Here is a 25,510-nt window from a genome sequence, read left to right on the forward strand (position 1 = left end):
TAGGTGCCATCCAGCCAACAGGCTCAGTTGAAGACAGATACGCGGAAGGTGTTGCGGATGTCCGTCAGGGGTTGTCGGTCGCGGGTGTAGTAGAGCTTATTGGTCAGCAGGACCGCCCACCGTTGGAGCCGGGGGGAGATCCACATGCCGGTCCCCGTGAAGCCGTAGTGGACCCAGATGCCGTCGGAAGGATCGACGCTGGGTGCGGGGTGCCAGAAGAGACCGCGCGCGGGAGTCAGGGAGCCTGTCTGCGTGGTGAGTGACTCCGCCGTCCACGCGGACCCAAATCCTGCCCGCTCCTGGACGCTGTTCTGGTCCAGCATGTAACGCAGGAAGCGGGCGAGGTCGTCGAGGACCGTGAAGGCGCCGGCGATGCCGCATACGCCGCCGAGGAGGCGGGCCGAGAAGTCGTGGGCGATGCCCTTGAGGTGGGTGTTGGTGTCCGGGTCGAGTTCGGTGGGCGCGCATCGGGCGGCCGTCTCGGCGGGTAGGGGGCCGAAGCGGGTGGAGTTCATGCCCAGGGGCTGCCAGGTCCGTTCCGTGGCGAGCTGGTCGAGGGGCTGACCGGAGAGGTGTTCGGCGAGGTAGCCGAGGATGAGGGCGGCTCGGTCGGTGTACTCGACGGCCTCGCCCGGCGGGCGGTGCAGGGCTTCGTGCAGTACGCCGTCGCGGATGTCCTGGGGGTCGGTGCCGTACAGGTTCTTCAGTTGGGCCCGTAGCGGGACACCAGCGGTGTGGGTGAGGAGTTGGCGAGCAGTCACAGGCGCGAGCGGGTGGCCGTCGACCTCCGCCCAGAACTCGCCCAGTGGGGAGTCGAGGTCGAGTTTGCCTTCCTCCCACAGGGCTCCGACGGAGGACCAGACGGCGAGGATCTTGGTGAGGCTCGCGGCGTCGAAGACGGTGTCGGGCCGCATCGGAGCGTTCGGTTCGTCGGGGTCGAGAACTCCTGTGGTGCCTTGGGCCCGGATGCCCGAGGCGTCGCCGACGGCCCAGACGGCGCCGGGGTAGACCTTGTCGCGGACGCCTTCGTCGAGCAGGGTTTCGATGTGGTCGGTGCAGTACGTCATGGTCTCCCTGTTCGCCGTGGGCATCCCGCCGGTCAGCGTAGTGATGGGGGTGGGTGGGGCGGGGCAATGGCGTGTCGGACGGCAGTTGGCGCTGGTCGTTCTAGGTGAGCTGGCGGCTCAGGTCGGCCAGGGCCTGGGCGGTGGCGGAGAGCGGGTAGCGGGCGGCGTTCCCGTGGCCCGCCTGACGGAGGGCCGGGAGCAGGCCAGGTGTCGTGCGTAGCCGGTCCAGGTCGCGGGCGAGGGCGGCGGGGTTGGTGAAGTCGGTTGCCACGCCGGAGGCGGCGAGGGCTTCGCTGAGGCCGGGTACGGGTTGGTAGAGGACGGGGAGGCCGCAGGCTTGGGCCTCCAGTGCGACCAGGCCCATGGCCTCCAGGGTGGTGGAGGGCATGACCAGGAGGTCGTGCTCGGTGAAGGTTTTCCACAGCTGTGGGCGGCGGAGCCAGCCGAGGTAGCGGGCTCGTACGCCGGCTCGTTGCAGGAGCGGGGTCAGGGTGTGGAAGTGGGCTTGGGGTGCGGCGACGCTGAGTTCGATTCCCGGTACCGAGGCCAGGCTCTTCACCAGGGCCTCGACGCCCTTCTCGGCCGTGAGTCGACCCGCGTACAACAGCCGCAGATGGCTCGTCGGCGAGCGGGGAGGCCGGGCCGGTGGGTCGGTGATCAGGTGGTCGGGGATGCCCCAAGGGATGTGGGTGATCTTGCGGCGGTTGACCAGCGGGACCAGTTTGCGGAGTTGGTCGGCCATCGCGTTGGTGGGGACAACGATGGCGTCGGCGGCCTTCGTCGTCTCGTGCAGTACCTGGAGCTGGTCGCGGTGGGCCTCGGCATACAGCAGGTCGGTGCCGTGGACCAGCGCGATGCGGGGGTGTGCGGGGAGCGCGCGGATCAGGGCGGGGGTGGCGCCGAAGGTGAGGTGCTGCAGGTGCAGGACGTCGATCCGGGTCGGGTCGATCGCGGCCGTCAGTGCCGAGCGCAGGGCGGCTACGTATCGGCTGAAGGCTGGGCCCTCCAGGCACTTCCCGGGGACATGGAGGAGGTCGAGGCCGGCCCGGAGGGGAGGTCGGGGGCCGGTGGGGGCGAGCATGAACGCCCGCGCCGGGATGAGCGGTTGCTCGCCCGTGTAGAGGTCGAGGAAGAGTTCGACGCTGCCTCCCGGGCTTCCGACGGGCAGATCCAGCAGGGTGGCGGCCAGCGGCCCAGAGGTCGGTTGCGGGGTCATCGGACTCCTCCGGGGTTCTCTTCGTAGAGGCGGGAGATGTCGATGCCGTCCGTCGCCGCGTACTTGGCGCCCTGCAGCTGGTAGCTGGCCGGCGTGCCGAAGGCGCTGAGGAAGACGAGCTTGCCGAAGGTCATGCCCGCGTAGATGCGAACCGGCCGGGCGGCACGGATCTCCAGGGTCCAGCGGATGGCATGGCCTTGGTGGCCCAGCGGGGCGGAGACGTGGACCCAGATGCCGAGCGCACCGATGGTCCGATCGCCGTTGAGCATCTGCGCGTACAACTCGGAGCCCGTCCTCTCCAGCGTGACGCCGAGGTAGAGAACACCCGGCTTCAGAACCAGGCCCGCGGCGGGGATCGTCTGCTCGGCGCACTCGGTGGGGACGGCTGCGTCCAGGTCTCCGTCGCAAATACGGATGGTGTCGCCGAGTCGCCAGTCGTAGGCGTTCGGGGAGAGGCGGGCAGGGTCGTACGGGTCGATCGTGATCTCGCCTGCCTGGATGGCGGCGCTGATCGCGGGGCCGGTGAGGATCACGAGGCGACCGCCTTGAGCGGGGCCGTGTCGCGCCAGTAAGCGGAGGGCTGCGGGCCGACGGCGTCCTGGTATTTGCCCTGGTAGGGGGCGATGGAGCCGGTGGAGACGAAGAACATGATCTGCCCGATGCGCATGCCCGCGTACACCCGTAGCGGGCGGATCGGGGAGAGCATCAGCGTCCACTGGCCGTGGAAGCCGATGTCGCCGATCGGTGCGGTGATCTCGACGAACAGCCCGAGCCTGCCGACGGAGGAGCGGCCGAAGAGCAGCGGTACGTAGGTGTTGGAGCCGACCTGTTCGACGGTGTGTCCGAGGTACAGCTCGCCGGGCCGGAGTACGTATCCGCTCTTCCCGATCGTGATCTCGTGGGTGGGGTTGGGGCGGTGGGCGTCGATCACGGTGTCGGTGTAGGTCAGCAAGGTGGGGCCGAGGCGGACGTTGTAGCTGTTGGGGTTGACCTGCTCCGGTTCGAAGGGGGCGATGGTCAGGCGTCCGTCGTGGGCAGCGGCGGTGATCTCGGGCCCGGTGAGGATCATCGTTCGCCTCCTGCGACGGTGGGGGCGGTGCCTGCCAGGGGTGTGGCCAGGACGCTTCGTACGGCTTGGCTGAGCCGTAGTCCGGCTTGATGTGTTCGTCCGCCGAGGTGGCTGTTGGCGAGGTAGTCAGTCGTCAACACGCTGCTCGTGGCCGGGGGCAGAGGAGTGGGAGCGGTGACCAGGGGGCCGACGCGTGCGGTGAGGTCGCTGAGCAGCTTCTCGTGGTCCTGGGCGTGGTCGTCGGAGAGGTGGGCGTGGACGAGTTGGTTGTCGAAGGGCTCGATGGTCAGCAGGTCGCCGAGGGTGAGCATTTCGCCGAGAGGTGTGGAACGCAGGGCGGTCTCGTTGAGGACGACCGCGTCCGCGCCGAGGCCCGAGTGCAGTCGGCCGGCGACCTCTGTCAGCAACTGGTGTCGGTCCAACGGGGTATTGCGGTAGGGCTCGTTCACGTTCCCGAGCGGACTCGCGAGCCTCCGGTCGATGAGTTCGATCTCGTCTCGCACCGTGGCGAGGCCCTCGGGCCACCCGTGCGAGCTGGGGAAGGTGCCCCTGCGGGCGGCCCAGCCGGTCCCGACGGGCTCTGCGACGGCGTACCCGATGCCGAGTTCGCGTCCTTTGACGACGAGGGTGTCGCCGACGGCTACGGGACCGTACGTGTCGCTGTGGCAGTGCCCAGCGAAGATGACGTCCGCGAAGGGGCAGGCGGCGGCCAGCTTCAGGTCCTCGTCGAAGCCGGAGTGGGACAGCACGATCCAGGTGTCGGCGCGGTGGTGGTGTTCGAGCATCACCTCGCGCAGAGCCTGAGCAGGATCGGTGACGTAGTGACCGATGCGATCTCTGGCAGGGATCGCATCGAACGCCTGGATGCCGATCACCGCGCTGACGGCGACGCGTCGGCCAGCGATCCGCTCAATGCGTACGCGGTCGAAGAGGGGCTTGCCAGCGTCGTCAGTCGTGTTGGCGCACACGGTCATCTCGCGGAGCTCTGGCTCGAAGTGGTGGCGCCAGCCATGGTTTCCGGGAGCCAGCAGGTCGTACAGGCTGGTGAGGATCTCGCGCTCGATCTGGCCCTGGCCGAGGCGGTAGAAGCCGCTGCCTTCGAAGAAGTCGCCGCAGTCCACGATCAGGCTTTCGGCCCTGGCGGCGTGGAGGTGGGCGACCATCGGTGCGGGGGAAGCGAAGGCGGAGTGGACGTCGGTCGTGGCGATGACCTGCCGTAACTGTCGGTTCATGGCGTGACCTCGCAGATGTCGGCGCCGAGGGCGTACAGCTTGATGGGGAGGTCGGCGTGGCCCCGTCGGAGCTGGTCGAGGCCGCCCAGGGTGGTGACACCGTGCGCTGTCAGGCCGGCGATGAGCAGGGCGGAGCCCGTCCGGATGTCGGTGGCCTCGACTCCGGCCCCGGTCAACTGCTGCGGACCGGTGAGACGGCACTTGGTGGAGGACAGTTCCTGGATCACGGCACCGAGACGGGCCAGCTGCGGCAGCAGGTTGCCGTGGCGGCCGGGGTTGATGGTGTCGGAGAAGAGGTGGGTGCCGGAGCGGGTGAGGGCCAAGGCCATCAGGGAGGGTTCGAAGTCGGCGTCCAGACCACTGGGGGCGAGGGAAGCGACGGCTCGCAGTGACCGGCTGGTGGGACGGCTGTCTCGCGCTCGGACGGTGAGTACGTCGTCCTCCATGTCGGCGGGGACCCCGAGCCATCGCAGGGCCCTGACCAAGGGGACGACATCGTCAGCGCGTACGCCGCAGATGCGCGCGTCGCCGCCTGTGACCGCGACCGCGCACGCCAGAGTCCCGGCCTCGATCTTGTCGCCGGGCACCCGCCAGACGATGCTCTCCGGAGGAACGGACAAGGACGGCGCGAGAGCGAGAAGCGCCTCGCTCACTCGGCACTGCCAGCCAGCCGCGCGCAACGCTTCTACGACAGCGAGCACTTCCGGCGAGAGGTTGGGCGTCCCCAGCCGCAGAGGCCGTCCGGCCACGACAGCGCGCAGGAGAGCGGCGATGGTCGCGCCTCGGGAGCGGAAGGGCAGTGTGATCGCAACGGTTCCGGCCCGGGGAGTGCCGGCTGCTTCCACGACGTAGCCGTGGTCGTCGACGGTCGTGCGGTCGCCGAAGCGTTCGTAGACCTTGAAGTGCTGCTCCATGCCGCGTTCCCCGATCCGGCAGCCGCCCGGCCAGGGGAGCCGGGCACGCCCGTACGTGCCGAGTAGGGCGGGGACGAGGTAGTACGAGGCCCGGATGCGGGCGGCGATGTCGAGGTCGGGCCCGGCCTCGGGCTTGTGACCCGGCAGGATCACCGCGGTCTGCGGGTCGCTGACGGGTCGAGTCGTGTGCCAGCCGGCCTGCTGGAGCAGGGCGAGCATCGTCTCGACGTCTGCGTTCGCGGGGACGTTGCCCAGGTGCACCGGGCGGTGCAGCGCCGCCGCGGCGGCCAGGAGCGGCAGGGCTGCGTTCTTGGACCCGTCGACCGTGACGGAGCCGGTGAGAGGGCTCCCGGGTCGGATGGCCACCACTTCGGCGGCGACTGGAGGGATCCGTACGGCTGTCAACCGTCAACTCCTTTGCAGAGGAACGTGTCGTGAGGGCTGGAGCGGGCCGCCGACCTTGAACTCGGCCCAGCAGCGTTTGCCGGACGGCAGCGGGTCGACTCCGTGGCGATCGGCCAGGGCTGCGACGAGGAACAGGCCGCGCCCGCCCTCTGCCTCCATGTCCGGCAGTCCGGTCCGCGGTACCGTGTGGCTGGCATCGGTCACCTCGATCAGCAGGCACTCGCCGTCGAGACGTGCGCCGGCCGAGATCGGGCCGCGGCCCGCGTGCCGTACCGCGTTCGTCAGCAGTTCGGCGGCGACCAGCTCTGCCGTGCTCAGCAGGTCCTGGTCGAGGGAGGCGTCCCAGCGCCGTATCCCGTTCGCGAGCTGCTGCCGCGCGGAGCGGACGGCGGCAGGTGTGCCGGGAACGGAGAATCGGATCTGGTGCGCTTCCATGAGCTGCCTCCTGGATCGGTGCGGCTGCTCCAAGCAACCGCTCCGGAGGCAAGCGGGGCTACGCCGTGTGCTGGGGCTGCATCACTTATGCAGGAGCTGCATCGCGGTGAATCGCCGCTCGGTTACGCTCGGTTGAGCAGGCAGGATCGGCGACGGCAGGAGGGGCCGTGGCACAGATGGCCGAAGAACAGAGCGAGGCGAGACGGATCGGCGAAGTGATCCGTCAGGCACGTGCTTTACAGCGGCGCTCGCAGAAGGACGTGGCCGCCGCACTGGGGTATCACCAGTCGAAGGTGAGCCGTCTGGAAAGCGGCAGGGGCACGGAGGACGTGCGCACGCTGCGCGAAGTCGCGCAGGTGCTGGACATTCCGCCGCACCGTCTCGGCCTCGCAGCCGCTACTGACACCGGCCCCGCCGCCGAGCCCGGAGCAGAGGACATGCACCGCCGTACCTTCCTCGCCGCGAGCGTGGCCGCGCTCGCGGCCCCGCCGTCGCCGTCATCGTCGTCGACCACCGCGCATCACGACCTGATCCAGGTTCTGATGCCGGGCCCAAGCCCCGCCACCACCGGACAAGCCCTGGGCATCGACGAGCTGCGGGACCGGCTGCGGGCAGTACGCCGGATGTTCTACGTGTGCGACTACGCGGAACTGGAGCAGGCCCTGCCGGGGCTGATCGCCGACCTGCGCCTGGCCGCCGACGGTGGTTCCTCCGGCTCGGCGGAGGCGTCCGGGCTCCTCGCGACCGCCTACCAGACATCGGTGAGCCTGCTGCTGAAACGAGCCGACCAGGGCAACGCCTGGCTCGCGGCCGGTCGGGCCATGGCCGAGGCGGAACGATCCGGAGACCCGGTCGTCCTCGCCGCCAGCGTCCGCGTGCACGCCCACGTCCTCGTACGGGACAAGCACACCGCCCAGGCCGTGAACATGGTCCGCCACACCGCCGACCAGCTCACCGGCTCCTACGACCAGCGCTCCGCCCGCTACCTGGCGGCGGTCGGACTGCTCCTGCTGCGCGGGGCGACCGCCGCCAGCAGAAACGGCGACCGCGACACCACCCGGGACTTCCTCACCGAGGCCAGGGAAGTGGCCCGCTACGTCGCTTTCGACCAACCGGACGCCTGGGCGAACTTCAGCCCCACCAACGTCGCCCTGCACGAGGTCAGCGCGGCCGTCTCCTTCGGCGACGCCGGCATAGCCCTGCAGACCGCACGCCCCCTCATGCGCCGGCACATTCCCGTCCCCGAGCGCCGAGCCGCCCTCTGGGTGGAGACCGCCCGCGCCTACAGTCAGCAGGGCAGACTCGCCGACGGCTACCAGGCCCTGCGCATCGCCGAGAGCTGCGCGGCACAGGACATCCGCCGCCCGGCCGTACGCGAACTGGTCGCCGACATGGCAGCCCGCGACCGCCGCCGGGCCCTGCCCGAGCTGCACCACTTCAGCCGCCAACTGGGAGTGCCCGCGTGAGTGACCATCCCGACAAGCCGTTGCTCCAGATCGTGGTCTGCGCGGCCGGAGTCGCCGGGGACGTCGGCAAGCTGATCACCGCAGCGCACGAGCGGCAGTGGGACGTCGGCGTCGTCGCCACACCACAAGGGCTCGGCTTCCTCGACGTGGAGGCGGTGGAGAACCAGATCGGGCGCCCCATCCGCTCCGCCTGGCGCTCGGCGGGCGAACCGCGCCCGACCCGGCCCGCCGACGCGATCGCCGTCGCCCCGGCAAGCTTCAACACCGTCAACAAATGGGCCGCCGGAATCTCCGACAACCTCGCCCTCGGCATCCTGTGCGAAGCACCCGCCATGGACGTCCCCGTCGCCGTACTGCCGTATCTGAACTCCGCCCAGGCCGCCCACCCCGCATACCGCCGGAGTGTGGAGCAGCTGCGCGAAATGGGCGTCCTGATCGGCTCGTACGAACCCCACCGCCCCAAGGCCGGCGGCGGAGCCGACCGCTACCGCTGGGAGGAAGTACTGGAGCTGCTCGCCCCCAGGCTGTCCGGGCGGTCGTGATCAGGACTGCGCCGTGCGCCGTCACGCCTACGGGCCCGGCCATCAGTAGCCGGGCCCGTTCATGGCCTCTCAGTCGGAGTGCTTGTACCAGCTCAAAACCCGCCGTCGGCCCGCCCAAGTACCACGTCCACCACGTCAATGAGGGGTTCGGCCCGATCCTCCAGCGCCTCGCGAACACCGTGGTGCCGGTGCAGACTGAGCCCTGGTGCCGTGGTGTCGAGACAACAGGCAGAGCCACTTTCCGCTTCCAAGCCTGCTTTGGCCATGCCGGATAGGCACACTGCGCTGGGTGCCTACCGGCGCTGTCGGCGCTGCTGTTCGGTAGGCGATGGAGTCGCCGCTGGGAGCCGACCGTTTCCGGTCTGCTGAGTGGGGGTCGAGCCTGTCGTGGTCGTCTGCAGGCGGGCGGCTTCGGCTCGGCGGTTGGGTGCTGAGTTACGGCCGGTGTGTTGGATGCGGGTGATGAGGACGCGGGCGGGTTGGCGGGCTGTGGTCAGCTCGCGCTGGGCGGCGGCTTCCTTGAGGAGTTGGTGGGGTTGGTGGCCGCGGGCTTCGGCGTCGGCGAGGACGGTGGCGAGCGCGGGCCAGGCCGGGTCGGTGAGGATGCGCTCGGCGTGGTCGGGGACGGCTGCTCGTACGTCGCTGGCCAGAACGCGGCGGGCTGCCTCCTTGGGTGGCCGGGCTGTGAGTTCGGCGAGCGTCGAGGTGAGGGCGCGGTCGGCGGCTGTCTGGAGGTGCTGGACGGCCTGGCGGGCGGCGTCGGCCTGGTGGGCGTGGTTCTTCGCTTCGTGCCAGCGCCCTGCGACTATGACGGCCCAGACCAGGGCTGTGACCAGGGCGGCCAAGGCACTGCCGTCAGGGCCGGTGGCGGTATGCACGATGTCGCGTGCCGCGATGCGCAGAGCGTGGGCGGAACGGTCCTCCGCCCGTACCCGGGAACGCTGGGCGCGGGCGAACGCCTTGGAGGCGGCCCGGAGATCGGCGCGCATATGGGTGGGTGTCTTCTGGGCGGTGGCTTCGAGGAGTTCACCGAGGGCGGTGATGTGGGCCTGCGCGTGGATGTCGTCGGCGAGGTCGGTGTGGAGGGTGTCGAGGGCGTCGGTGGCTTGGTGCCAGGGGGTGTTGGGGTGGTTGCGGCGGGCGGTGGGGTGTTCTTCGGGTCGGCTGGATTCGAGGCGGGCCTTGATTTTGGGCAGGGAGAGGTCGGGGGAGATCTTGCTTCCGGGGTGGTAGATCTGCTCGCCGGCCTCGTTGACGTCGCCGGGGCGGCTGGCGGCGTAGCCGAGGAGGTCGCCTGACGGGCCGCGCCGGACCTGGACCTCGATGCCGCTGGCTTCGAGGTAGGCGATGAATTCCTCGGCACCGGTGACGTGGGGGATGGCGGCACGGATGCGGTCCTGGAGCCACTCGGCGCTGGTCTGGTCCCAGCCGAGGCGTTCGGCCTTGTGCATCTCGGCCTGGGTGGGACGGCGGGCGCCGGTGCGGTCCCCCTTCTTCAGGCGGCGCAGCCCGTAGTCCTTCTCGATCTCGCGGCAGGCGTCGCCGACGCGGATTCCGCTGTCGTGGAGTTTGGGGCGGCGTCCGTCTTCGCGGACGGTGGTGGCGAGGATGTGGATGTGGTCGTCGGCGTGGCGTACGGCGATCCAGCGGCAGGCCAGGTCGTCACCGGCCGGAGCGATGCCGGCGGCCTGGACGATGCGCTGGGCGATCTCGCCCCACTCGGCGTCGGAGAGGTAGCGGTCCTCGGGCGCGGTACGCACCGGGCAGTGCCAGACGTGGTCGGTGACAGGCTTGCCGAACTCGCTGTTGCGCAGCCGCACGGGCTCGTCGAGGTAGCGGGCGAGTTCGGTGAGGGTGGCGTTCTCGTCACGGCCGGGGTCGGGCATGCCGAGCATCGCGAAGCCGGCCACGATGTGCGGGTCGAAGTGCTCGTCGTGGGTTCCGCGGCCGTAGAGGTAGGCAAGCAGGCCACGGGTATTGGCCCCGGCGGGCTTGATGGCGGCGATCACGCGGATGCCTCCGTCTCCGGGTCGACGGGCTGGCGCAGGGCTTCGGCGATCAGCTCCAGCAGGTGGTGGAGTTCGGTCAGCCGTTGGCGTATGTCGGGTGGGGTGTGGTCGCTGTTGAGGGCGCGGGCGATCTGGTTGACGTTGACGCCGATCCGGTTGAGCTGGCGCAGAACCTGAACACGGAAGTGGTGGGTGCGGCGTCGGTCCTCGGACAGGGGCAGGTTGGCGGTGAACCGGCCGGTGATGAAGGCGAGGACGATGTCGGCGGCGAAGCCGGAGTCGCCCTTATAGCCGTGCTCGGCAGCGGCCTGCTGGAGATGGGCTCGCTGGTCGCCGGTGAAACGCAGCGGGCCGACACGGTCGTTGCGCTTGGTGCCGGTGAAGCGGCGGATCGTGGGCTGCACGCTCTGCACGGCAGGCTCGCCGGCGGCGATGGCTGCGCTGTCTTCGGGGCGCAGGACGGCTTGCTGGACGGAGTGCAGCGTGTCCAGGTCGGAGCCGCCCTCGGCTCCGACCCCCTGGTCCGGCGCCCCCTGGCGCGGGGCCGTCTCCGCCACCCCCGGGGCGGAGATCCCCGAAGTCCGGCCGTGAGTCGGACTCGGGGTACTACTGGCTCCGCCAGGGGCAGCCCGTCCGAACGCGCGGCGCAAACGCCCCATCAGCGTAGGGGACTTCGCCAGCGGCAGCAGGTCGTCGGGAGTGCGGTCGGAGCGATGCGGGTCGTGCGTCACGGGCGGTTCTCCGGAAAGGGCGGTTGCGGGTCGGCGGGGAAGGGCTGGCGGAGTGGTGGTGGTCGGCGCGCCATCCACAGTTGTGGATGAGCGAGCGGTGCCGATAGGCGGCTGGCCGGGGTGACCGGAAGGGGTTCCGGTCACCCCGCTGGGTTTCCGGTCAGCCGCTGCTCGGAGCGGTCTTGGCGGCGGCTTCGATGTCGGGCCGGAGGGTCTCCATCACCTCGGTCTGCCGCCGACTGCTGATCGTCAGGTCCCTGTCCTTAACTGCCTTCCGGAGTAGGGACCGGCTGAGTGTGCCGTGCTCAGCGAGGGCTATCCGGCCGATCGCCACGAGCTCTGCGAGCGTGGCCTTTGGCGGACGGCCACCGCGCGGCTTGCTCTCCGAAACCTCGGGCGGTGGTTCCGTCGGCTGGACGGAACCGGCGGCCGGAGGCTCAGTAGGCCGTACGGGCTCAGTCGATGGCTCGGCGGCCCCGGTGACCGGTCGTACCGGCGCCTGGACGGAAGCAGCGTCCGGGTGGCCGGCCGGTTGGTCGACGAGCTGGTGGATCTGCCGCATCAGGACACCGAAGGCCAGCAACGCGGCGGTCGGAGGAACCGCAGCGACCACATAGTCGAGCAGGGGCACGGCGCTGGCCTTGCCTGTACCGCTGACCCCGGCCACGTTGAGTGCGATGGAGCCGACCGATCCGGTGGCGGTGAGGGCGATGGCCCAGCCGTCGGTCACCCGGCGCAGGCCCGCGCGGAGCATGAGCAGTTCGCCCGCGACGATGAACGCGTCCAGAGTCGCCGGCCAGGCCCACTGGCGGACCGGGGAGCTCTTGAGGCCGTGCTGTCCGGCGACCTCGGCGAGGTGCGCGTAGGACAGCCAGAACCCGCTGGCGGTGAGCGCCACGATGACGACTCCCGCCGCGATGAGCGCGTACCGCTCGGCCGCCTGCTTGGTCGTCATCGGCCGCCCTCCGTCAGGACGATGGTCCCGGTGGGTGGGTGTGGAGAGGGTGGTCAAGCGGGGTTCTCCTGAGGTGGTGGCGTGGTCCGTCTTTGCCGTCTTGGCCGTTGCATGCGCAGGTCAGGGCCGGTACGGCAGGAGGGCTGGTGTTCCGTCCTGGCGGCGCCGACGCGCCCTGGGGGCACACACGGGCGGCGGGTGCTGCGGTTCGGTGGCCGTGGACGGATCGGATCCGTCTTGCCGTCCCGGCCGACAGCGTCGTGACCTGCGGTGATACGGCGGGGACGCCCGGGACGGCACAAGACGGATCGGGGCAGCGTCAGGTTGGTGGCAGCACGCTCTTCATGATCGCGTTGCCGTCTTGCCCCTGGTTTCCGTCCCGGCCGCATGCCGTTTGACCTGCGGGATCACGGCAGGGACGGCAGGGACGGTCACTGGGGGAGGCGGGGTTCAGCCCGAGGCTGGGGTGGTGGGTTCGGCGTTCACTGAGTGAACGGTGGGGCAGTAGCGCCGCCACGCGTCGAGGAACTTGTTGCGCGTGTAGCCCTTGCGCTGGGTTCCGTCGGCGAGGCGGACGTTGCCGGGCCTGATGTCGAAGGCGCGCAGCAGCGACCCGAGCTCACGCGGGCCCAGCCCCTTGCGACCCCACTCCGCCCACGGGCCTTCCAGGTCCTGGCGCAGGTGGTGCAGGAGTTCGTCCGTGGAGAGGCTGTCGACCTCCCGCTGGGCTACGAAGACCCGGCGGATGTCGGCCAGGATCCGCGCTGAGCTGGGGTGGTCCTCCTCGGCCGCCACTTCGGCTGCCACCATCTCCTCGCACGCCGCGCGGGCGAGGCGGGGCCAAGGGCCGGCGGCGAGGTCGGCGACGATCACCAGGGGTTCCCAGGTGTCGGCGGCGCGGTCCTCCACCGGCATCGCCGGTTCCAGGCCGGCGGCCTCGTCGAGCAGCGGCCGGGCCCAGGCGGCGATGCGGTCGCGCAGGTCGTGGAGGGCTGGGGTGTCACGGCGGGAGCGGAAGGGTTTGACGCTCTCGCCCTCGGCCCGGCGGCGCATGCGGATGACCACGGACCGGTCCATGATCGTGTCGGGCAGGTCACCGATCCCTGCCAGGGCGGCCATGGCGAAGGTGGCGAACCGGTGCGGGGTGTGGTCGTTGCCGACGACCCGGGTGACGTACCGGTTGCGCTGGTGACCGGCGTTGAGCAGGCCGCGCATCTCCTCGTTCTTCTCCGCCTGCTTCGGCGTGCCGAAGATGGTGTCCGCCTCGTCCACCAGCAGGGTGGGCGGCTCCTCGGTGATGGACCGGAAGACCGCCGCCGGGGTGGTGTTGATGGTGAGCATCGGCTCGTGGACCGTCTCGGTGAGCACGTCCAGCAGCCGCGACTTGCCGCACCGCTTCGCCGGCCCCACCACCGCCAGGCGCGGGGCGTGCTGCCACGCGGGCTGCAGATGCGTCGCCGCCACCCACAGCGTGACCGCGTCCAGCGCCTCCGGCGAGGGCAGGATCACGAACCTGGCTATCTTCGCGCGCAGTTCGTCCAGCAGCGCCGAGCCCGGTGTCGGCTCCGGATCCAGGGGTGTGTCCGAGGGCGCGGCGGCTTCGACCGGCGCGGTGTCCTCGGGTTCGCGCTGGTCGGGGTTGGCCGGCACCGCGACCAGCGGCCAGGCGGCGGTACCGGGCGCGGAATAGGGCTCGGGTGTCGTAGGTTGCACAGGGCGGCTCCTCTTCTGCGCTGCCGGGCATGCAGGCCCGGTGCGCGCGGATCGTTCGTTGGATGCGGGCGGCGGGGTTTCCCGAGCCTCCGGCGTTACCGCGCCGGAGGCTCGCTGCGTTCAGAGACTGAACACTCGCTCTGTCCCGAGACGGGACGCTCGCGTTGTTCCCCGAGGGAACACGGACAGTACGTCCACGCCCGTCGACAGTCCAGCGTTTCTGTGTCAGCTCAGCGCAGAACCGTTTGCTACGCTGCCCCGCTTTCACGCCGCCAGCCCGAGCAGCTCCAGCAGGTCTGCGGTCACTACCCGGTAGGCGTTGCCGAGCCGCAGCACCTTGCACGGATACTCGCCCCGCTTCGCCAGCTCATATCCCTTGCTCCGCCCTAGCCCCAGTGCTCGGTTACTCGTATCCAGGTCAACAGCCACAGGCAGGGCGAGCAGCTCTTCCCGGCTCATCCCCTTCGAGCCCTTCGACCGTCCGTCCGTCGCGTCTTCGCGCATGCAGTGCGCCCCTTTCGGTACAGCCCTCGGCGAACATGCCCATCACATCCGGCTCCAGGCGGGTACCAACCATCATGCGCAAGCTACTGTGTCTTCATGACACAATGCCGTATGGATGCTGATGAGGACGACTTCCCGGAGTGGGCAGATCGGATCAAGGCCAACGTGGCCGGCGAAGTCCGGCGCAGAAGGAAGGAGATGGGATGGAGCGCACAGGACTTGGCGGACCGGTGCGAGCAACTCGGGCATCCCATCCCGCGCAACGTGATCGCCAACATGGAGTCTGGCCGTCGGGCCAATCTGCCCCTCGTGGACGTCATGGTCCTGGCGGCGGCCCTGGAGACGTACCCGGTCTGCCTGATCTTCCCGGTCGGTTACGTCGAGGAGACCCAGGAACTCCCCTTCCAGCACCTCATCCCCACCTGGGACGCGCTACGGCACTTCACCGGTGAAGAGGAGGTGCCGATGTACGACGCGGGCCTGGTCCCCGACTTCGAGCGCCACGCCAGCCTCGTACAAACCGCCCTCGCCGCCCTCGAAGAGGAAGAACAGGCCCGGTTCGCGGCCAAGACGGCCACCAGCCGCGCCCAGCAGGAGGAAGCCGAGCGCAAGCGGGTCAAGTACGCCGACCAGGCCATCTCCGCCAAGTACAGCCTCCGCCACCTCCGCAGCGACCTCCGCGAGGAGGGCGCCACCCCACCCCGTCTGCCACCCGCGCTGGGCGGCGTCGACCCACCCGAAGAAGAACCCAACACCACCCCGGAGGAACGCCTTTGAAGGGCTCCACCCACCGCCGCTGCTACTGCCGCGACCCCAAGACCGGCAAACCGCTCGGCAAGAAGTGCCCCCAGCTCTCCAGCCGCAAGCACGGCTCGTACTCCATACGCCAGGAGCTCCCGCCCAACGAGGACGGCACCCGTCGCTCCTTCAGCCGCGCCGGCTACGACTCCCTGAAGGACGCTCAGGCGGACCTCGACCACGTCCGCTCCCTGCTCGCCCTGGCGGACAGCGACGACTCCGACAGCCTCCAGCGCCTCGTCGCCATGCTGGAGGAGGTCTCAGTCGAGAAAGCCCCGCTGCCGGCCATCGAGGAGACCCGCCGCCGTCTGCGGGCCGGCCTGGCCCTCCGCGGCAGCCTCACCGTCGGCGAGTGGCTCGACCAGTGGTTCGCCGCGAAGAAGCGCCGCAAGACCACGCTCAACGGCTACGCGTCCCACATCCGCGTCCATCTGAAGCCCCGCATCGGGCACGTACGCCTCGACCGCCTCAACGTCGGCCACCTGGTGGAGATGTTCGACGCGATCGCCGACGAGAACGAGGTGATCGCGGCCGAGAACGAAGCCCGGCGAGAGCAGATCGCCCGCTGCAAGCCGAGCAAGCCCGGTCGCCCCGTCGGAGCCGAGCGGAAGCTGCTCGCGGCCGAACGGGCCAAGCTGGCGGAGATGAAGCCGTTCCGGAAGACAACCGGCCCGGCCAGTCGTCAGGCGATCCGCCGCACTCTCCGCGCGGCCCTCAACTCCGCGATCGCCCAGCAGCTGATCACCTTCAACCCGGCCTCCCACGTCGAGTTGGAGTCCGGCAGGCGCCCGAAGCCCCTCCTGTGGACGGACGAGCGGGTCCGGCGGTGGCGCGAGACGGGCGAGATGCCTGGCCCGGTCATGGTGTGGACCCCGCAGCAGTTCGGCGCCTTCCTCGACGCCGCCGAGGGCGACCGCCTGTACGCGATCTTCCCTCTCATGGGTACGCGCGGCCTCCGGCGGGGCGAGGCAGTCGGCCAGGACTGGCACGAGATCGACCTCGACGCCGGCCTCATCACCCCCGCCAAGGAGATCGTGGTGGACGGCTGGGACCCCTACGAGTCCGAGCCGAAGACGGACGGCAGCGCGAACACGATCGCGCTCGACAGCATGAACATCGCCGCCCTGCGCGACCACAAGGCCCTCCAGGAGAAGGAGCGCAAGGAGTGGGGCACCGCCTGGCAGAACACCGGAAAGGTGTTCACCAAGGAGGACGGCTCCTGGCTCCACCCGGAGACGGTCTCGGAAGCGTTCCGCCGCATCCTGGCCACAACCGACCTGCCACCCATCACCCTGCGGGACCTTCGTCACGTCGCCGCGACGCTCACGCACGGAGGCGGCGGCGACATCCACACGGTGAAGGAGACCCTGCGCCACTCCACCATCACGCTGACCTCGGACACATACACGAGCCTGCTCCCTGAGCTGGACCGCGACATCGCCGAGAAGGCAGCGAAGCTGATCCCTCGATCGCGTCCGGCAGCTGTTGATCCGTCCGCCCAAGCAGCGTCCATTCCGCAGGCCACGAGCGCATCCGCTCACGCATCGCTCACGCAGTGGCTTCAAAACGAAGCAGCGCCCGACCCGACCGAAGCCGAATCAGGCGCTGCGTAGCAGGTCAGAGGGGGTATCCCCTCCCCCGCACCCGTAGGCCCTGTGGGACTCGAACCCACAACCAATGGATTAAAAGTCCACTGCTCTGCCAATTGAGCTAAGGGCCCAGGCGGTGTTGCGTGATGTTGCCTCCCCGAGCATAGCCGGACGTGGCCGGGAGTCCGATCGGGTATCGGGGTCCCGGCCGCGTCGAGGAGCCGCAAAAAGGTTCGCCGCAGAACAGAACGGGCGGAAGATCGGCGGAAGTCGGGCGGGTTGGCTGGTGTGGGAGGGCCGAGGAGCCTCCGGTGGACGCTCGCTCATATGCCTCAGGGAGGAGCCGCCGGTGGGCGTCCTGCCTCAGGGAGGAGCCGCCGGTGGGCGTTCGCTCCCACCCGCTACGGATCGACCGGCTCCGGCGCTCCCTTCCGCGCCGCCTCCCGGGCCACGCTCCGCTCGTGCTCGGGGTTGAGGAACCAGTGCCGGGCGGAGGCGGCCCACCAGATCGCGGCGAAGCCCAGCACGACCAGCACGGCGACCGGGGCGTAGTTGAAGTTCTCCCAGGTGACCGGGGACAGCTGCGGAAGCATGAACAGGACGGTGATCACGAAGACCCAGACCACCGCGACGAGGCCGATCGTGCGCGACCAGCGGCCCAGATGCCAGGGTCCCCGTTCGAAGGCCTCGCCCTTGCGGAGCCGCAGCAGGGTCGGGATGACGTACGCGATGTAGAGGCCGATCACCGCGATCGACGTGACGGCGGCATACGCCGTGACATTGATCAGGTACGGGAGTCCCAGCAGCAGCGCGCCGCCCGCCGCCAGCCAGACCGCCGCCACGGGGGTGCGGGTGCGGGGGCTGACGGTGTGCCAGACGTGGGAGAACGGCAGGGCGCCGTCGCGTGAGAAGGCGTAGATCATGCGGCTGTTCGCGGTCACGGAGGCCATGCCGCAGAAGAGCTGGGCGCCGATGATGACGAGGAGGAGGAGTTTGCCGCCGGTCGCACCCAGCGCGTCCAGGAGGATCTGGGCGGGCGGTACTCCGGTCTTCGATGCGAGAGCGCCGTCGTAGGACTGGATGGCGAAGGTGAAGCCGAGGAGGAGCACGAAGCCCGCCACCCATGACGTCCAGATGGACTGGACGATGCCCTTGGGGCCGGCCGTCGACGCGTCGTGCGTCTCCTCCGTCATATGGGCGGAGGCGTCGTAGCCGGTGAAGGTGTACTGCGCCATCAGCAGGCCCAGCAGCACCACGTACAACCCGCTGCTCCAGCCCGTGTTGTTGACGAACTCGGTGAACACGAAGGACGCCGACTGGTGGTCGTCGGGGACGATCACCAGCGCGCCGACGATGACCACGACGCCCACGACGTGCCACCACACGCTGATGCTGTTCAGCAGACCGACGATGCGTACGCCGAACGTGTTCAGGAGGCCGTGCAGCACCAGGATCCCGGCGAACAGCAGGATCGTCCGGCCCGGCGTCACCTCGAAGCCGAACTCGAGGTTCAGATACGCCGCCAGGAAGGACGCCGCGCCGAAGTCGATGCCCGCGGTGACGGCGACCTGGCCGAGCACGTTGAACCAGCCCGTGAACCACGCCCAGGCGGCCGCGCTGCGCTCGGGGGCCAGTCGATGGGCCCAGAAGTACAGGCCCGCGGAGGTCGGGTAGGCCGAACAGATCTCGGCCATGGCCAGACCCACGAAGAGGGTCATCAGGCCGACCGCGACCCAGCCCCAGATGATCACCGCAGGCCCACCGGTGTTCATGCCGAACAGGTAGAGGGTCATACAGCCGGACAGGACCGAGATGATCGTGAAGGAGACCGCGTAGTTGGAGAACGCGGACATACGGCGGGCGAGGACCTGCGTGTAGCCCAGCTGGGCCAGCCGTTCCTCGTCCGACATCGGCGCCGGCACCGAGACCGAGTCCGGCGCCGAGGCCCCGGGCGCCCCACGGGCTATGTCGTCATCTGTCATGCCCCCAGCAATTCCCCCACCGGGGACGTGACATGCGCCACAGTGTGGCCGAAAATCGGCTGGAACGAGGAGAACAAGACAGAAGGGCCCGTACGACCGGAGTCGTACGGGCCCTTCCCTGTGTCAGCCGTCAGTCGGCATCACACGTGAATCGGCTCAGCCGTTGCGCTTCCAGCGCGGCTTGTCGTCGCGACGGCCGAAGGAGGAGCCGGTGCCGGAGCCGGTGCCAGTACCGGTGCCAGTGCCGGTGCCGCGGTGGTCGTCACGACGGCCGTGCGGACGCTCGTGGCCACCGGAGCGGAAGCCCGGGCGGTCGCCGCCCTGACGGTCACGGTTGAACGGACGGTCGCTGCCCCGGTGCCCGCCGCGCTCGTCACGGCGCTCGAAGGTGCGGCCACCGCGGTCGTTGTCCCGACGGAAGCCACTGCCACCACGGTCGTCGCGACGCTCGAAGGTACGACCGCCACGCTCACCGTCACGACGCTCGAACCCACCACGGTCGTTGTCCCGACGGAAGCCACTGCCACCACGGTCGCTGCGGTCGAAGGAACGCCCGCCACGGTCACCGTCACGACGGTCGTCGCGGCGGTCGTTGTCCCGGCGGAAGCCGCTGCCACCACGGTCGTCGCGGCGCTCGAAGGTACGGCCACCGCGGTCGTTGTCCCGACGGAAGCCACTGCCACCACGGTCGTTGCGGTCGAAGGAACGCCCGCCACGGTCACCGTCCCGACGGTCGTCCCGGCGGTCGAACCCGCCGCGCTCGCCGTCCCGACGGTCGTCCCGGCGGAACCCACCACGGTCGCCACGGTCGTTGTCACGACGCTCGTAACCGCCGTTGCCCCGCTCCTCGCGGCGCTGGCGCGGCTGGTCGTAAGCGGGACGCTCGTACGCCGGCTGCTCGACGATCGCGGCCGAGGCCTCGACCGGCGCGCCGTCCTCAGCGACGGCGACAGCGGCGGTGGCGGTCTCCGCGGCAGCGGCGGCGACGGCCGCCTGCGGGTCCTCGCCCCGCTCCCGCGCGGCACGCGCGGTCAGCCGGTCGGCCTCCTCGCGCAGCTCGGCGGCGCGGCGCGTGGCCCGCTCCAGCTCCTTGTTGAGGTGAGCGACCTCACGCTCGGCCTGCTGCGCGGCGTTGCCGGCGGACTCGGCCTGGACCTCGGTCATCGACCGGGCGCCGGTGATCTCGGCGACCTCGGGGTCGAACGACGTACCGCCCTGGATGATGTGACGCCCGGCGTCGACGCCCGCGTCCTCCATCAGCCGGAAGATCTGGCGGCGCTGGTGCGGCAGGGAGAGGGACACGACCGTGCCCGTACGCCCGGCACGCGCCGTGCGGCCGGCCCGGTGCAGGTAGTCCTTGTGGTCGCCGGCCGGGTCCACGTTCAGGACCAGGTCGATGCCGTCGACGTGGATACCGCGGGCGGCGACGTCGGTCGCGACGAGCGCGTTGACGTAACCGTCCTTGAAGTCGGCCAGCGTCCGGGTCCGCGCGCCCTGCGTCATACCGCCGTGCAGCGCGTCGGCCTTCACGCCGGCGTCGCGCAGCTGCTCGGCGATACGGTCCGCGCCGAGCTGGGTGCGGACGAAGATGATGGTGCGGCCCTTGCGGGAGGCGATCGCGGCGGTGACCGGCGCCTTGTCCTTGGGCTTCACGATCAGGATGTGGTGCGACATGGTCGTGACGTTGCCCTGGGCGCTGTCGACCTCGTGCGTGACCGGGTTGCTCAGGTAGCGCTTGACCAGCGTGGAGATCTCGTTCTCCATCGTGGCGGAGAAGAGCATGCGCTGACCGCCGACCGGGACCTGGTCGAGCAGCTCGGTCACCTCGGGCAGGAAGCCCAGGTCCGACATCTGGTCGGCTTCGTCCAGCACGGCGACCTGGACGTTCTCCAGCGAGCAGGCACCGCGGTTGATGATGTCGCGGAGACGGCCCGGGGTGGCGACCAGGACGTCGACGCCCCGCTCCAGGGCGTAGATCTGGTTCCCCATGGAGGTACCGCCGCAGACGACCTTCATCTTCAGCCCGAGGACGTCCCCGTACGGCTGCAGCGCGTCCGCGACCTGCATCGCGAGCTCACGGGTCGGCGTGAGGATGACGGCGCGCGGCTTGTGCTTCTCGCTGCGACCGCCGGCCAGCGAGGCCAGGGCCGGCAGACCGAAGGAGAGGGTCTTGCCGGAGCCGGTACGGCCGCGGCCGAGGATGTCCTTGCCGGCCAGGGCGTCCGGGATGGTCGCGGCCTGGATCGGGAAGGGGACCGTCACGCCGTTCTGCGCGAGCTTGCGCACGATGCCGTCGGGGAGACCGAGGGTCGCGAAGGTGACCTCGGGAGCCGCCTCCTCGACGGAGACGTCCTCGATGTTCGAGATGCTCTCGATGTTCTCGACGTCTTCACCGTTCTCGGGCACGACGACGTGATCAGTACTGGAAATGGACATGCGTATGCGAAACCTTCCGGAGTCTCGTCGGCACGCGCCCGTCAACTCCGTGATTCGCACACGACCGCCTCTATGCGGTCCGCCACGGCAAGGGAGAGTACGCGCCACACGGCGCGCTCTGCAGTGGCGCCGGGCAAATGGGATCAAACGATCTACCACCATACGCACCCACCACCCCTCAAGGCAAACTGAGCGGATATCCGCAGGTCAGGACGGGAACTGCCCGGCCCTGGGTGCGTGCGATCGGGCCGGTGGGAGAGGGAGGGGAGGGGTGGTGAGAGGTCGGCGGATGTGGTCCGGCACGGAGAATCGTGACGGGGTTCTCAGTAAAACTTGCGGGGGAGCCCGGAAATTCCGCGACCTGACGACTCGACGCGGGCAAGTAACCCCGCGACCTGGCGCCTCGGCGCGAGCCGGCAGCCCCGCGACCTGGCGACTCGGCGCGAGCCGGCAGCCCCGCGGAGCCTCCAACTCGGCCGGCGCCAAGCAGTTCTGCGCGGCCCGACAACTCGGCGAGCACCTGGCGAACTCGGCGGCGCCCACCAACTCGGCGGGATTCCAAAGAACTTAGCGGGGGTCCAGGGGGCGCAGCGCCCCTGGCGGGGTCCGGGGCGGAGCCCCGCGAGGACACGTGCGGGCGGGGTCGAAGGGGCGGCAGCCCCTGGGGTGGGACGGGTAGGGGCGGCGGGGGCGAACCACCCAAGGGCGAGCCACCCAAGCGAACAGGCACGCACCCACCCAGCCCCGGCCCAACCGCCGGAGGCCTACGCCGCTTCCCCCGCCCGAGGCGCCGGCTCCCGCTCCACCAACTGCGCCCCCTGCTCATGCGCGGACGACGACGGCTCAGCCGAAGGCTCCGGCGACGGCGACTCCACCGGCTTCGTCGGCTCCGGCTCAGACTCCACCACCGTCGGCGTAGGAGTCGGCTCCCCCTTCGTCGGCTCGGGCTTCTCCGGTCGCTCCCCCTTCCCCTCCTCCTTGCCCCCCTTCGGCGGCATCGCCTTCCCGGACGGCTTCGCGGCCCCGGAGGCCGACGCCGACGGGGACGCCGACCCGGAAGTGGAAGGGTCGGGCGAGGCGGAGTCATGCCCCTTCCCCCGCCCGGCCTGGTACCCCGTACCGCCTCCGCCCGTCACCGCGGAGCCCCCGTCCGGCTTCTCGCCACCCGGCTGTCCCACGGAGGGCGACGGCCCGGGCTTCCGCCCGTCGTCCCCCACGCTCATACAGCCGGCGGCTGCCGCGACGGCCATGACCGTGGCGGCCAGACGGACGGATACGTTCAAGGCGCGCACAGCGGCCACCTCCGAAGGGGGGCGAAAAAGGAGTCCCCCTGCCCAACTCCCGCCGCCCACAGGAAGACACGCGCCGGCCCAAGCCCCCTACGAGCGCCTCGCCTCCCTCCTCCGAGTGCCGCGTCTCACAGCCCCCGACCGGAGCAGCTCCCCAAACCCCCACACACCCACACGTACTCGGAGCCCGTACCCCACCCCACGGCTTTCCTTACCCCAGCGCATGCAACCGCGCATCGTCGCCGTTGGTGGCGCGTGCGGCCTGCAGTTCCTCGGAGGAGGGCAATCGGTTCTCCCTCCCCTCACTCACGGTCCGGCTCACCCCGGAGGGGCCCCTGACCGCTCCGGACAGCTCCTGGACGTTCACCGTCTGAGCAGCGGCCGAGTGGCCCCGCCCGTCCGTCGTTCCCCCGTGGTGGACGGGCGGGGCCTCCGTGCCCCTCCGATTACGCGCCCCGTCGTTGACAATGGCTCTGTGCTGGAGATGACGCGCGACACGTTCGAAGAGCTGGTGAGTGAGGCCCTGGACCAGATCCCGCCTGAGCTGACGCGGGTCATGGACAACGTGGCGGTGTTCGTGGAGGACGAACCGCCCGCCGACGACCCGCAGCTACTGGGCCTCTACGAGGGGACCCCCCTCACGGAGCGCGGGGAGTGGTACGCCGGAGTCCTGCCCGACCGCATCACGATCTACATGGGCCCGACCCTGCGCTACTGCGAGACGCCGGAGGAAGTAGTCCACGAGGTGGCCGTCACCGTCGTGCACGAGGTGGCGCACCACTTCGGCATCGAGGACGCGCGGCTCCACGAGCTGGGCTGGGGCTGACCTCCTGGCGTTCCCGCCACGCCCCACCTTGGCCTGACCAGGGGTAATGGCAAGTCTCCAGGGTTGTCACCCACCTTGCTGAAGATCAGCAAAAGAAGTGTGCCACGGGGTGTTCCGCCACGAGAGATACGAGCAGCACGAGGCCCACCAGCTCCGCGAGCGGAACCAGCGGTACGGAAGCCACGCGAGCCCCCCGGACGCCCCGCCGGCATCCAACCCCGGCACCCCATCCCGCCCGCCGCATATCCACCTCCACCCCTGGGCATACGGGACCAATGGCCCGCGTCCCCGCCGCCCTAGCCACCGCCGCCAACGCTCTGCGTACGACCCTGCGCCGTATCCCCCTGGCCATGCCGCAGGCACCCCGCGCCCTGGCGCGGCACTATCGCTCCCGCCGCACGCAACCGACCCTCGAACTGGTCCACCACCCCCACCCCTGGGGCCGCGCGCTCGGACTGATCGCGGTCGTCCTGCTCGGCGCCTGGCTGGGACTGCTGATCGTGGGGAACGTACGCACCCCGGTCGGCCCCATGAACACCACGATGACCCTGCGCCCGTCCCTCACCGGCGGCACGAAGATCAACGTCTCCCCGCTCGGCGCCCTGGAACTACGCAGCCACAACGCCCCCGTACGCCTGGACGTGAACGTCGACCAGCTCGATCCGGAACGCGCCCAGGCCCTGGTCGACCACCCCGAGCGGATCTCCGGACTGCAGGAGGAGATCGCCTCCGACGTCGAGCACGGCACCCGCGACCTGGCCATACGCTCCGGCGTCGCCGTCGTCGCCGGGGCCACCACGCTCGGCCTCGCCGTCTACCGCCGCCCCCGCCGCGCCCTCGCCGCCGGCGGCCTCGCCTTCGTACTCCTGGCGGGCTCCGGCGGGGCGGCCGCCGCCACCTGGAACCCGAACTCCGTCCTGGAACCGAAGTTCTCGGGGCTCCTCTCCTCCGCGCCGTCCCTCGTCGGCAACGCACGCAGCATCGTCACCGAATTCGACGTCTACCAGAAGGAGTTGGCGCGCCTGGTGACGAACGTGACCAAGCTGTACGACGTCACGTCAACGCTCCCCGCGTACCAGCCGGACCCGACCACGATCCGCGTCCTGCACGTCTCCGACATCCATCTGAATCCGGCGAGCTGGAAGATCATCGCCTCGCTGGTGGAGCAGTACGAGATCAACGTCATCGTCGACTCCGGCGACACCATGGACCACGGCACCGCCGCCGAGAACGCCTTCCTCGACCCGATCGCCGACCTCGGGGCGCCGTACGTCTGGGTCCGCGGCAACCACGACTCACGGGAGACCCAGCGCTATCTGGCGGGCATCGACAACGCGCACGTCCTCGACGAGGGGAAGGCGGTGAGCGTGGGCGGGCTGCGCTTCGCGGGGATGGGCGATCCGCAGTTCACCCCGGACCGCTCGACCGACAAGTCCGGCCTGCCCTCGGAGGAGGCGGCCGGGCAGCGGTTGGCGGAGTCCCTGCGCGCGCAGAAGGCGGCGGGCACCCCCGTGGACATCGCGATCGCCCACAACCCGGACGCGGCCCGGGAGACGGACGGCGACGTCCCCCTCGTCCTCGCCGGGCACCTCCACCACCCCGAGATGGAGGTCCTGGACGAGGGCACCCGCCTCCGCATCGAGGGCTCGACCGGCGGCAGCGGTCTGCGCGCTCTGGAGCAGGAGTACCCCGACCCGATCGAGGCCTCGGTCCTCTATCTCGACCGTGACACCCGCCGTCTCCAGGCCTGGGACGAGATCAAACTCGGCGGCCTGGGCCTGACGACGGCCGAGGTCAGCCGCCATCTGCCAAAGGAGAACCAGCCAGGGGCCGAACCCGGGGACGAGCAGTCCCCGTCACCCTCGGGCAGCACGTCAGCCGACGAGTCCCCCGGGGGCCCGTAAACCGTTTTGGCGATACCTCCCGCCACCCCGTATGCTTCTCACGTCCCCGACGCGCTGAGAAGCGCCCAGGCGGGCCGATAGCCCTCATCGTCTAGCGGCCTAGGACGCCGCCCTTTCAAGGCGGTAGCACGGGTTCGAATCCCGTTGGGGGCACGCAACACTCTGTGCGAGACTAGTCCCGCACAAGCTAGGTCCTGTGGAGCAGTTTGGAGTGCTCGCCACCCTGTCAAGGTGGAGGCCGCGGGTTCAAATCCCGTCAGGACCGCTGGTGTTTCACGTGAAACATCGCGGCTGGGTAGCTCAGTTGGTACGAGCGATCGCCTGAAAAGCGATAGGTCGCCGGTTCGACCCCGGCCCCAGCCACAGTAAACGAAGACCCTCTCCGGGCGACCGGAGGGGGTCTTCGCGTGTGCGGCGACAGGCGGACG

21 protein-coding genes and 4 tRNA genes are annotated in these 25,510 nt (G+C 70.1%); 9 read left to right on the top strand and 16 right to left on the bottom strand.

Annotated elements, in window-relative coordinates; translation table 11 throughout:
• Positions 1-23 precede the first annotated feature (23 nt).
• The 7 genes from JIX55_RS24865 to JIX55_RS24895 all read right to left on the bottom strand — a co-directional run bounded on the left by JIX55_RS24865 (position 24) and on the right by JIX55_RS24895 (position 6,338).
• Complete coding sequence (locus JIX55_RS24865; protein WP_257569470.1) at positions 24-1,067, bottom strand: serine hydrolase domain-containing protein; 1,044 nt, start codon at positions 1,065-1,067, stop codon at positions 24-26.
• A 100-nt stretch (positions 1,068-1,167) separates the two neighbouring features.
• Positions 1,168-2,283, bottom strand: coding sequence for a glycosyltransferase family 4 protein (locus JIX55_RS24870; RefSeq protein ID WP_013002514.1), 1,116 nt, complete (start codon positions 2,281-2,283; stop codon positions 1,168-1,170).
• On the bottom strand, positions 2,280-2,816 hold the full coding sequence (locus tag JIX55_RS24875; protein ID WP_013002513.1) for a dCTP deaminase: 537 nt from the start codon (positions 2,814-2,816) through the stop codon (positions 2,280-2,282). The genes JIX55_RS24870 and JIX55_RS24875 overlap by 4 nt, the downstream gene beginning before the upstream one ends.
• The gene (dcd, locus tag JIX55_RS24880; protein ID WP_060878799.1) at positions 2,813-3,352 is read right to left on the bottom strand and encodes a dCTP deaminase; all 540 of its coding nucleotides are present in this window, start codon (positions 3,350-3,352) and stop codon (positions 2,813-2,815) included. Before dcd ends, JIX55_RS24875 begins: the two co-directional genes overlap by 4 nt.
• Positions 3,349-4,584: a metallophosphoesterase gene (locus tag JIX55_RS24885; RefSeq protein WP_210551230.1), complete on the bottom strand. Its 1,236-nt coding sequence runs from the start codon at positions 4,582-4,584 to the stop codon at positions 3,349-3,351. Before JIX55_RS24885 ends, dcd begins: the two co-directional genes overlap by 4 nt.
• Entirely contained in the window at positions 4,581-5,867 is a 1,287-nt protein-coding gene (locus JIX55_RS24890; RefSeq protein WP_192365795.1) for a UDP-N-acetylglucosamine 1-carboxyvinyltransferase, read from the bottom strand. Before JIX55_RS24890 ends, JIX55_RS24885 begins: the two co-directional genes overlap by 4 nt.
• A gap of 39 nt (positions 5,868-5,906) precedes the next feature.
• A complete protein-coding gene (locus tag JIX55_RS24895; protein WP_192365772.1) occupies positions 5,907-6,338 on the bottom strand; it encodes an ATP-binding protein in 432 nt (143 codons plus the stop codon).
• Positions 6,339-6,514: 176 nt separating this feature from the next.
• On the opposite strand from JIX55_RS24895, the gene JIX55_RS24900 reads away from it, so the two are divergent.
• The gene (locus JIX55_RS24900; RefSeq protein WP_192365794.1) at positions 6,515-7,804 is read left to right on the top strand and encodes a helix-turn-helix domain-containing protein; all 1,290 of its coding nucleotides are present in this window, start codon (positions 6,515-6,517) and stop codon (positions 7,802-7,804) included.
• Positions 7,801-8,346 carry a flavoprotein gene (locus JIX55_RS24905; RefSeq protein WP_192365770.1) on the top strand — a complete coding sequence of 182 codons (546 nt, stop codon included), beginning with the start codon at positions 7,801-7,803 and terminating at the stop codon, positions 8,344-8,346. The genes JIX55_RS24900 and JIX55_RS24905 overlap by 4 nt, the downstream gene beginning before the upstream one ends.
• Before the next feature lie 293 nt (positions 8,347-8,639).
• Here the strand turns inward: JIX55_RS24905 and JIX55_RS24910 are convergent, their stop codons facing one another.
• The 5 genes from JIX55_RS24910 to JIX55_RS24930 all read right to left on the bottom strand — a co-directional run bounded on the left by JIX55_RS24910 (position 8,640) and on the right by JIX55_RS24930 (position 14,258).
• Entirely contained in the window at positions 8,640-10,355 is a 1,716-nt protein-coding gene (locus JIX55_RS24910; protein ID WP_192365769.1) for a relaxase/mobilization nuclease domain-containing protein, read from the bottom strand.
• Positions 10,352-10,912 carry a MobC family plasmid mobilization relaxosome protein gene (locus JIX55_RS24915; RefSeq protein ID WP_060878795.1) on the bottom strand — a complete coding sequence of 187 codons (561 nt, stop codon included), beginning with the start codon at positions 10,910-10,912 and terminating at the stop codon, positions 10,352-10,354. The genes JIX55_RS24910 and JIX55_RS24915 overlap by 4 nt, the downstream gene beginning before the upstream one ends.
• A gap of 334 nt (positions 10,913-11,246) precedes the next feature.
• Positions 11,247-12,041, bottom strand: coding sequence for a DUF2637 domain-containing protein (locus JIX55_RS24920; protein WP_225618762.1), 795 nt, complete (start codon positions 12,039-12,041; stop codon positions 11,247-11,249).
• A 450-nt stretch (positions 12,042-12,491) separates the two neighbouring features.
• Positions 12,492-13,754, bottom strand: a complete 1,263-nt coding sequence (locus JIX55_RS24925; RefSeq protein WP_257565520.1) for a DUF3631 domain-containing protein — start codon at positions 13,752-13,754, stop codon at positions 12,492-12,494.
• A 264-nt stretch (positions 13,755-14,018) separates the two neighbouring features.
• Positions 14,019-14,258, bottom strand: a complete 240-nt coding sequence (locus tag JIX55_RS24930; protein WP_013002502.1) for a hypothetical protein — start codon at positions 14,256-14,258, stop codon at positions 14,019-14,021.
• Between the two features lie 111 nt (positions 14,259-14,369).
• Here JIX55_RS24930 and JIX55_RS24935 point away from each other — a divergent pair, with 111 nt between their 5' ends.
• Both JIX55_RS24935 and JIX55_RS24940 read left to right on the top strand, forming a co-directional pair.
• Positions 14,370-15,035 (top strand): helix-turn-helix domain-containing protein, encoded by a 666-nt coding sequence (locus JIX55_RS24935; RefSeq protein WP_257565521.1) that lies wholly within the window; start codon positions 14,370-14,372, stop codon positions 15,033-15,035.
• Entirely contained in the window at positions 15,032-16,669 is a 1,638-nt protein-coding gene (locus tag JIX55_RS24940; RefSeq protein ID WP_257565522.1) for a site-specific integrase, read from the top strand. The genes JIX55_RS24935 and JIX55_RS24940 overlap by 4 nt, the downstream gene beginning before the upstream one ends.
• Before the next feature lie 34 nt (positions 16,670-16,703).
• Here the strand turns inward: JIX55_RS24940 and JIX55_RS24945 are convergent.
• The 4 genes from JIX55_RS24945 to JIX55_RS24960 form a co-directional block, all read right to left on the bottom strand.
• Positions 16,704-16,776, bottom strand: a tRNA-Lys gene (locus tag JIX55_RS24945).
• A 270-nt stretch (positions 16,777-17,046) separates the two neighbouring features.
• Positions 17,047-18,627 carry an amino acid permease gene (locus tag JIX55_RS24950; RefSeq protein ID WP_443046515.1) on the bottom strand — a complete coding sequence of 527 codons (1,581 nt, stop codon included), beginning with the start codon at positions 18,625-18,627 and terminating at the stop codon, positions 17,047-17,049.
• Between the two features lie 156 nt (positions 18,628-18,783).
• A complete protein-coding gene (locus tag JIX55_RS24955; protein ID WP_257565523.1) occupies positions 18,784-21,063 on the bottom strand; it encodes a DEAD/DEAH box helicase in 2,280 nt (759 codons plus the stop codon).
• Positions 21,064-21,827: 764 nt separating this feature from the next.
• Positions 21,828-22,355, bottom strand: a complete 528-nt coding sequence (locus JIX55_RS24960; RefSeq protein ID WP_257565524.1) for a hypothetical protein — start codon at positions 22,353-22,355, stop codon at positions 21,828-21,830.
• A 472-nt stretch (positions 22,356-22,827) separates the two neighbouring features.
• On the opposite strand from JIX55_RS24960, the gene JIX55_RS24965 reads away from it, so the two are divergent.
• The 5 genes from JIX55_RS24965 to JIX55_RS24985 all read left to right on the top strand — a co-directional run bounded on the left by JIX55_RS24965 (position 22,828) and on the right by JIX55_RS24985 (position 25,445).
• Positions 22,828-23,178 carry a metallopeptidase family protein gene (locus JIX55_RS24965; RefSeq protein ID WP_257565525.1) on the top strand — a complete coding sequence of 117 codons (351 nt, stop codon included), beginning with the start codon at positions 22,828-22,830 and terminating at the stop codon, positions 23,176-23,178.
• Between the two features lie 275 nt (positions 23,179-23,453).
• Positions 23,454-25,082, top strand: a complete 1,629-nt coding sequence (locus JIX55_RS24970; RefSeq protein ID WP_257565526.1) for a metallophosphoesterase family protein — start codon at positions 23,454-23,456, stop codon at positions 25,080-25,082.
• An 80-nt stretch (positions 25,083-25,162) separates the two neighbouring features.
• Positions 25,163-25,235, top strand: a tRNA-Glu gene (locus JIX55_RS24975).
• A 37-nt stretch (positions 25,236-25,272) separates the two neighbouring features.
• Positions 25,273-25,347 (top strand) — tRNA-Asp (locus JIX55_RS24980).
• Positions 25,348-25,371: 24 nt separating this feature from the next.
• A tRNA-Phe gene (locus JIX55_RS24985) sits at positions 25,372-25,445 on the top strand.
• Positions 25,446-25,510: the final 65 nt, after the last annotated feature.

The sequence above is a fragment of the Streptomyces sp. DSM 40750 genome (assembly GCF_024612035.1).
Classification (GTDB): Bacteria; Actinomycetota; Actinomycetes; order Streptomycetales; family Streptomycetaceae; genus Streptomyces.

Excerpts from the sequence above, each read along its gene's own strand:
- JIX55_RS24865 (WP_257569470.1), bottom strand. The coding sequence starts at position 1,067 with ATGACGTACTGCACCGACCACATCGAAACCCTGCTCGACGAAGGCGTC.
- JIX55_RS24870 (WP_013002514.1), bottom strand. The coding sequence starts at position 2,283 with ATGACCCCGCAACCGACCTCTGGGCCGCTGGCCGCCACCCTGCTGGAT.
- dcd (WP_060878799.1), bottom strand. The coding sequence starts at position 3,352 with ATGATCCTCACCGGGCCCGAGATCACCGCCGCTGCCCACGACGGACGC.
- JIX55_RS24885 (WP_210551230.1), bottom strand. The coding sequence starts at position 4,584 with ATGAACCGACAGTTACGGCAGGTCATCGCCACGACCGACGTCCACTCC.
- JIX55_RS24895 (WP_192365772.1), bottom strand. The coding sequence starts at position 6,338 with ATGGAAGCGCACCAGATCCGATTCTCCGTTCCCGGCACACCTGCCGCC.
- JIX55_RS24900 (WP_192365794.1), top strand. The coding sequence starts at position 6,515 with ATGGCCGAAGAACAGAGCGAGGCGAGACGGATCGGCGAAGTGATCCGT.
- JIX55_RS24920 (WP_225618762.1), bottom strand. The coding sequence starts at position 12,041 with ATGACGACCAAGCAGGCGGCCGAGCGGTACGCGCTCATCGCGGCGGGA.
- JIX55_RS24930 (WP_013002502.1), bottom strand. The coding sequence starts at position 14,258 with ATGCGCGAAGACGCGACGGACGGACGGTCGAAGGGCTCGAAGGGGATG.
- JIX55_RS24935 (WP_257565521.1), top strand. The coding sequence starts at position 14,370 with ATGGATGCTGATGAGGACGACTTCCCGGAGTGGGCAGATCGGATCAAG.
- JIX55_RS24950 (WP_443046515.1), bottom strand. The coding sequence starts at position 18,627 with ATGACAGATGACGACATAGCCCGTGGGGCGCCCGGGGCCTCGGCGCCG.
- JIX55_RS24955 (WP_257565523.1), bottom strand. The coding sequence starts at position 21,063 with ATGTCCATTTCCAGTACTGATCACGTCGTCGTGCCCGAGAACGGTGAA.
- JIX55_RS24970 (WP_257565526.1), top strand. The coding sequence starts at position 23,454 with ATGGCCCGCGTCCCCGCCGCCCTAGCCACCGCCGCCAACGCTCTGCGT.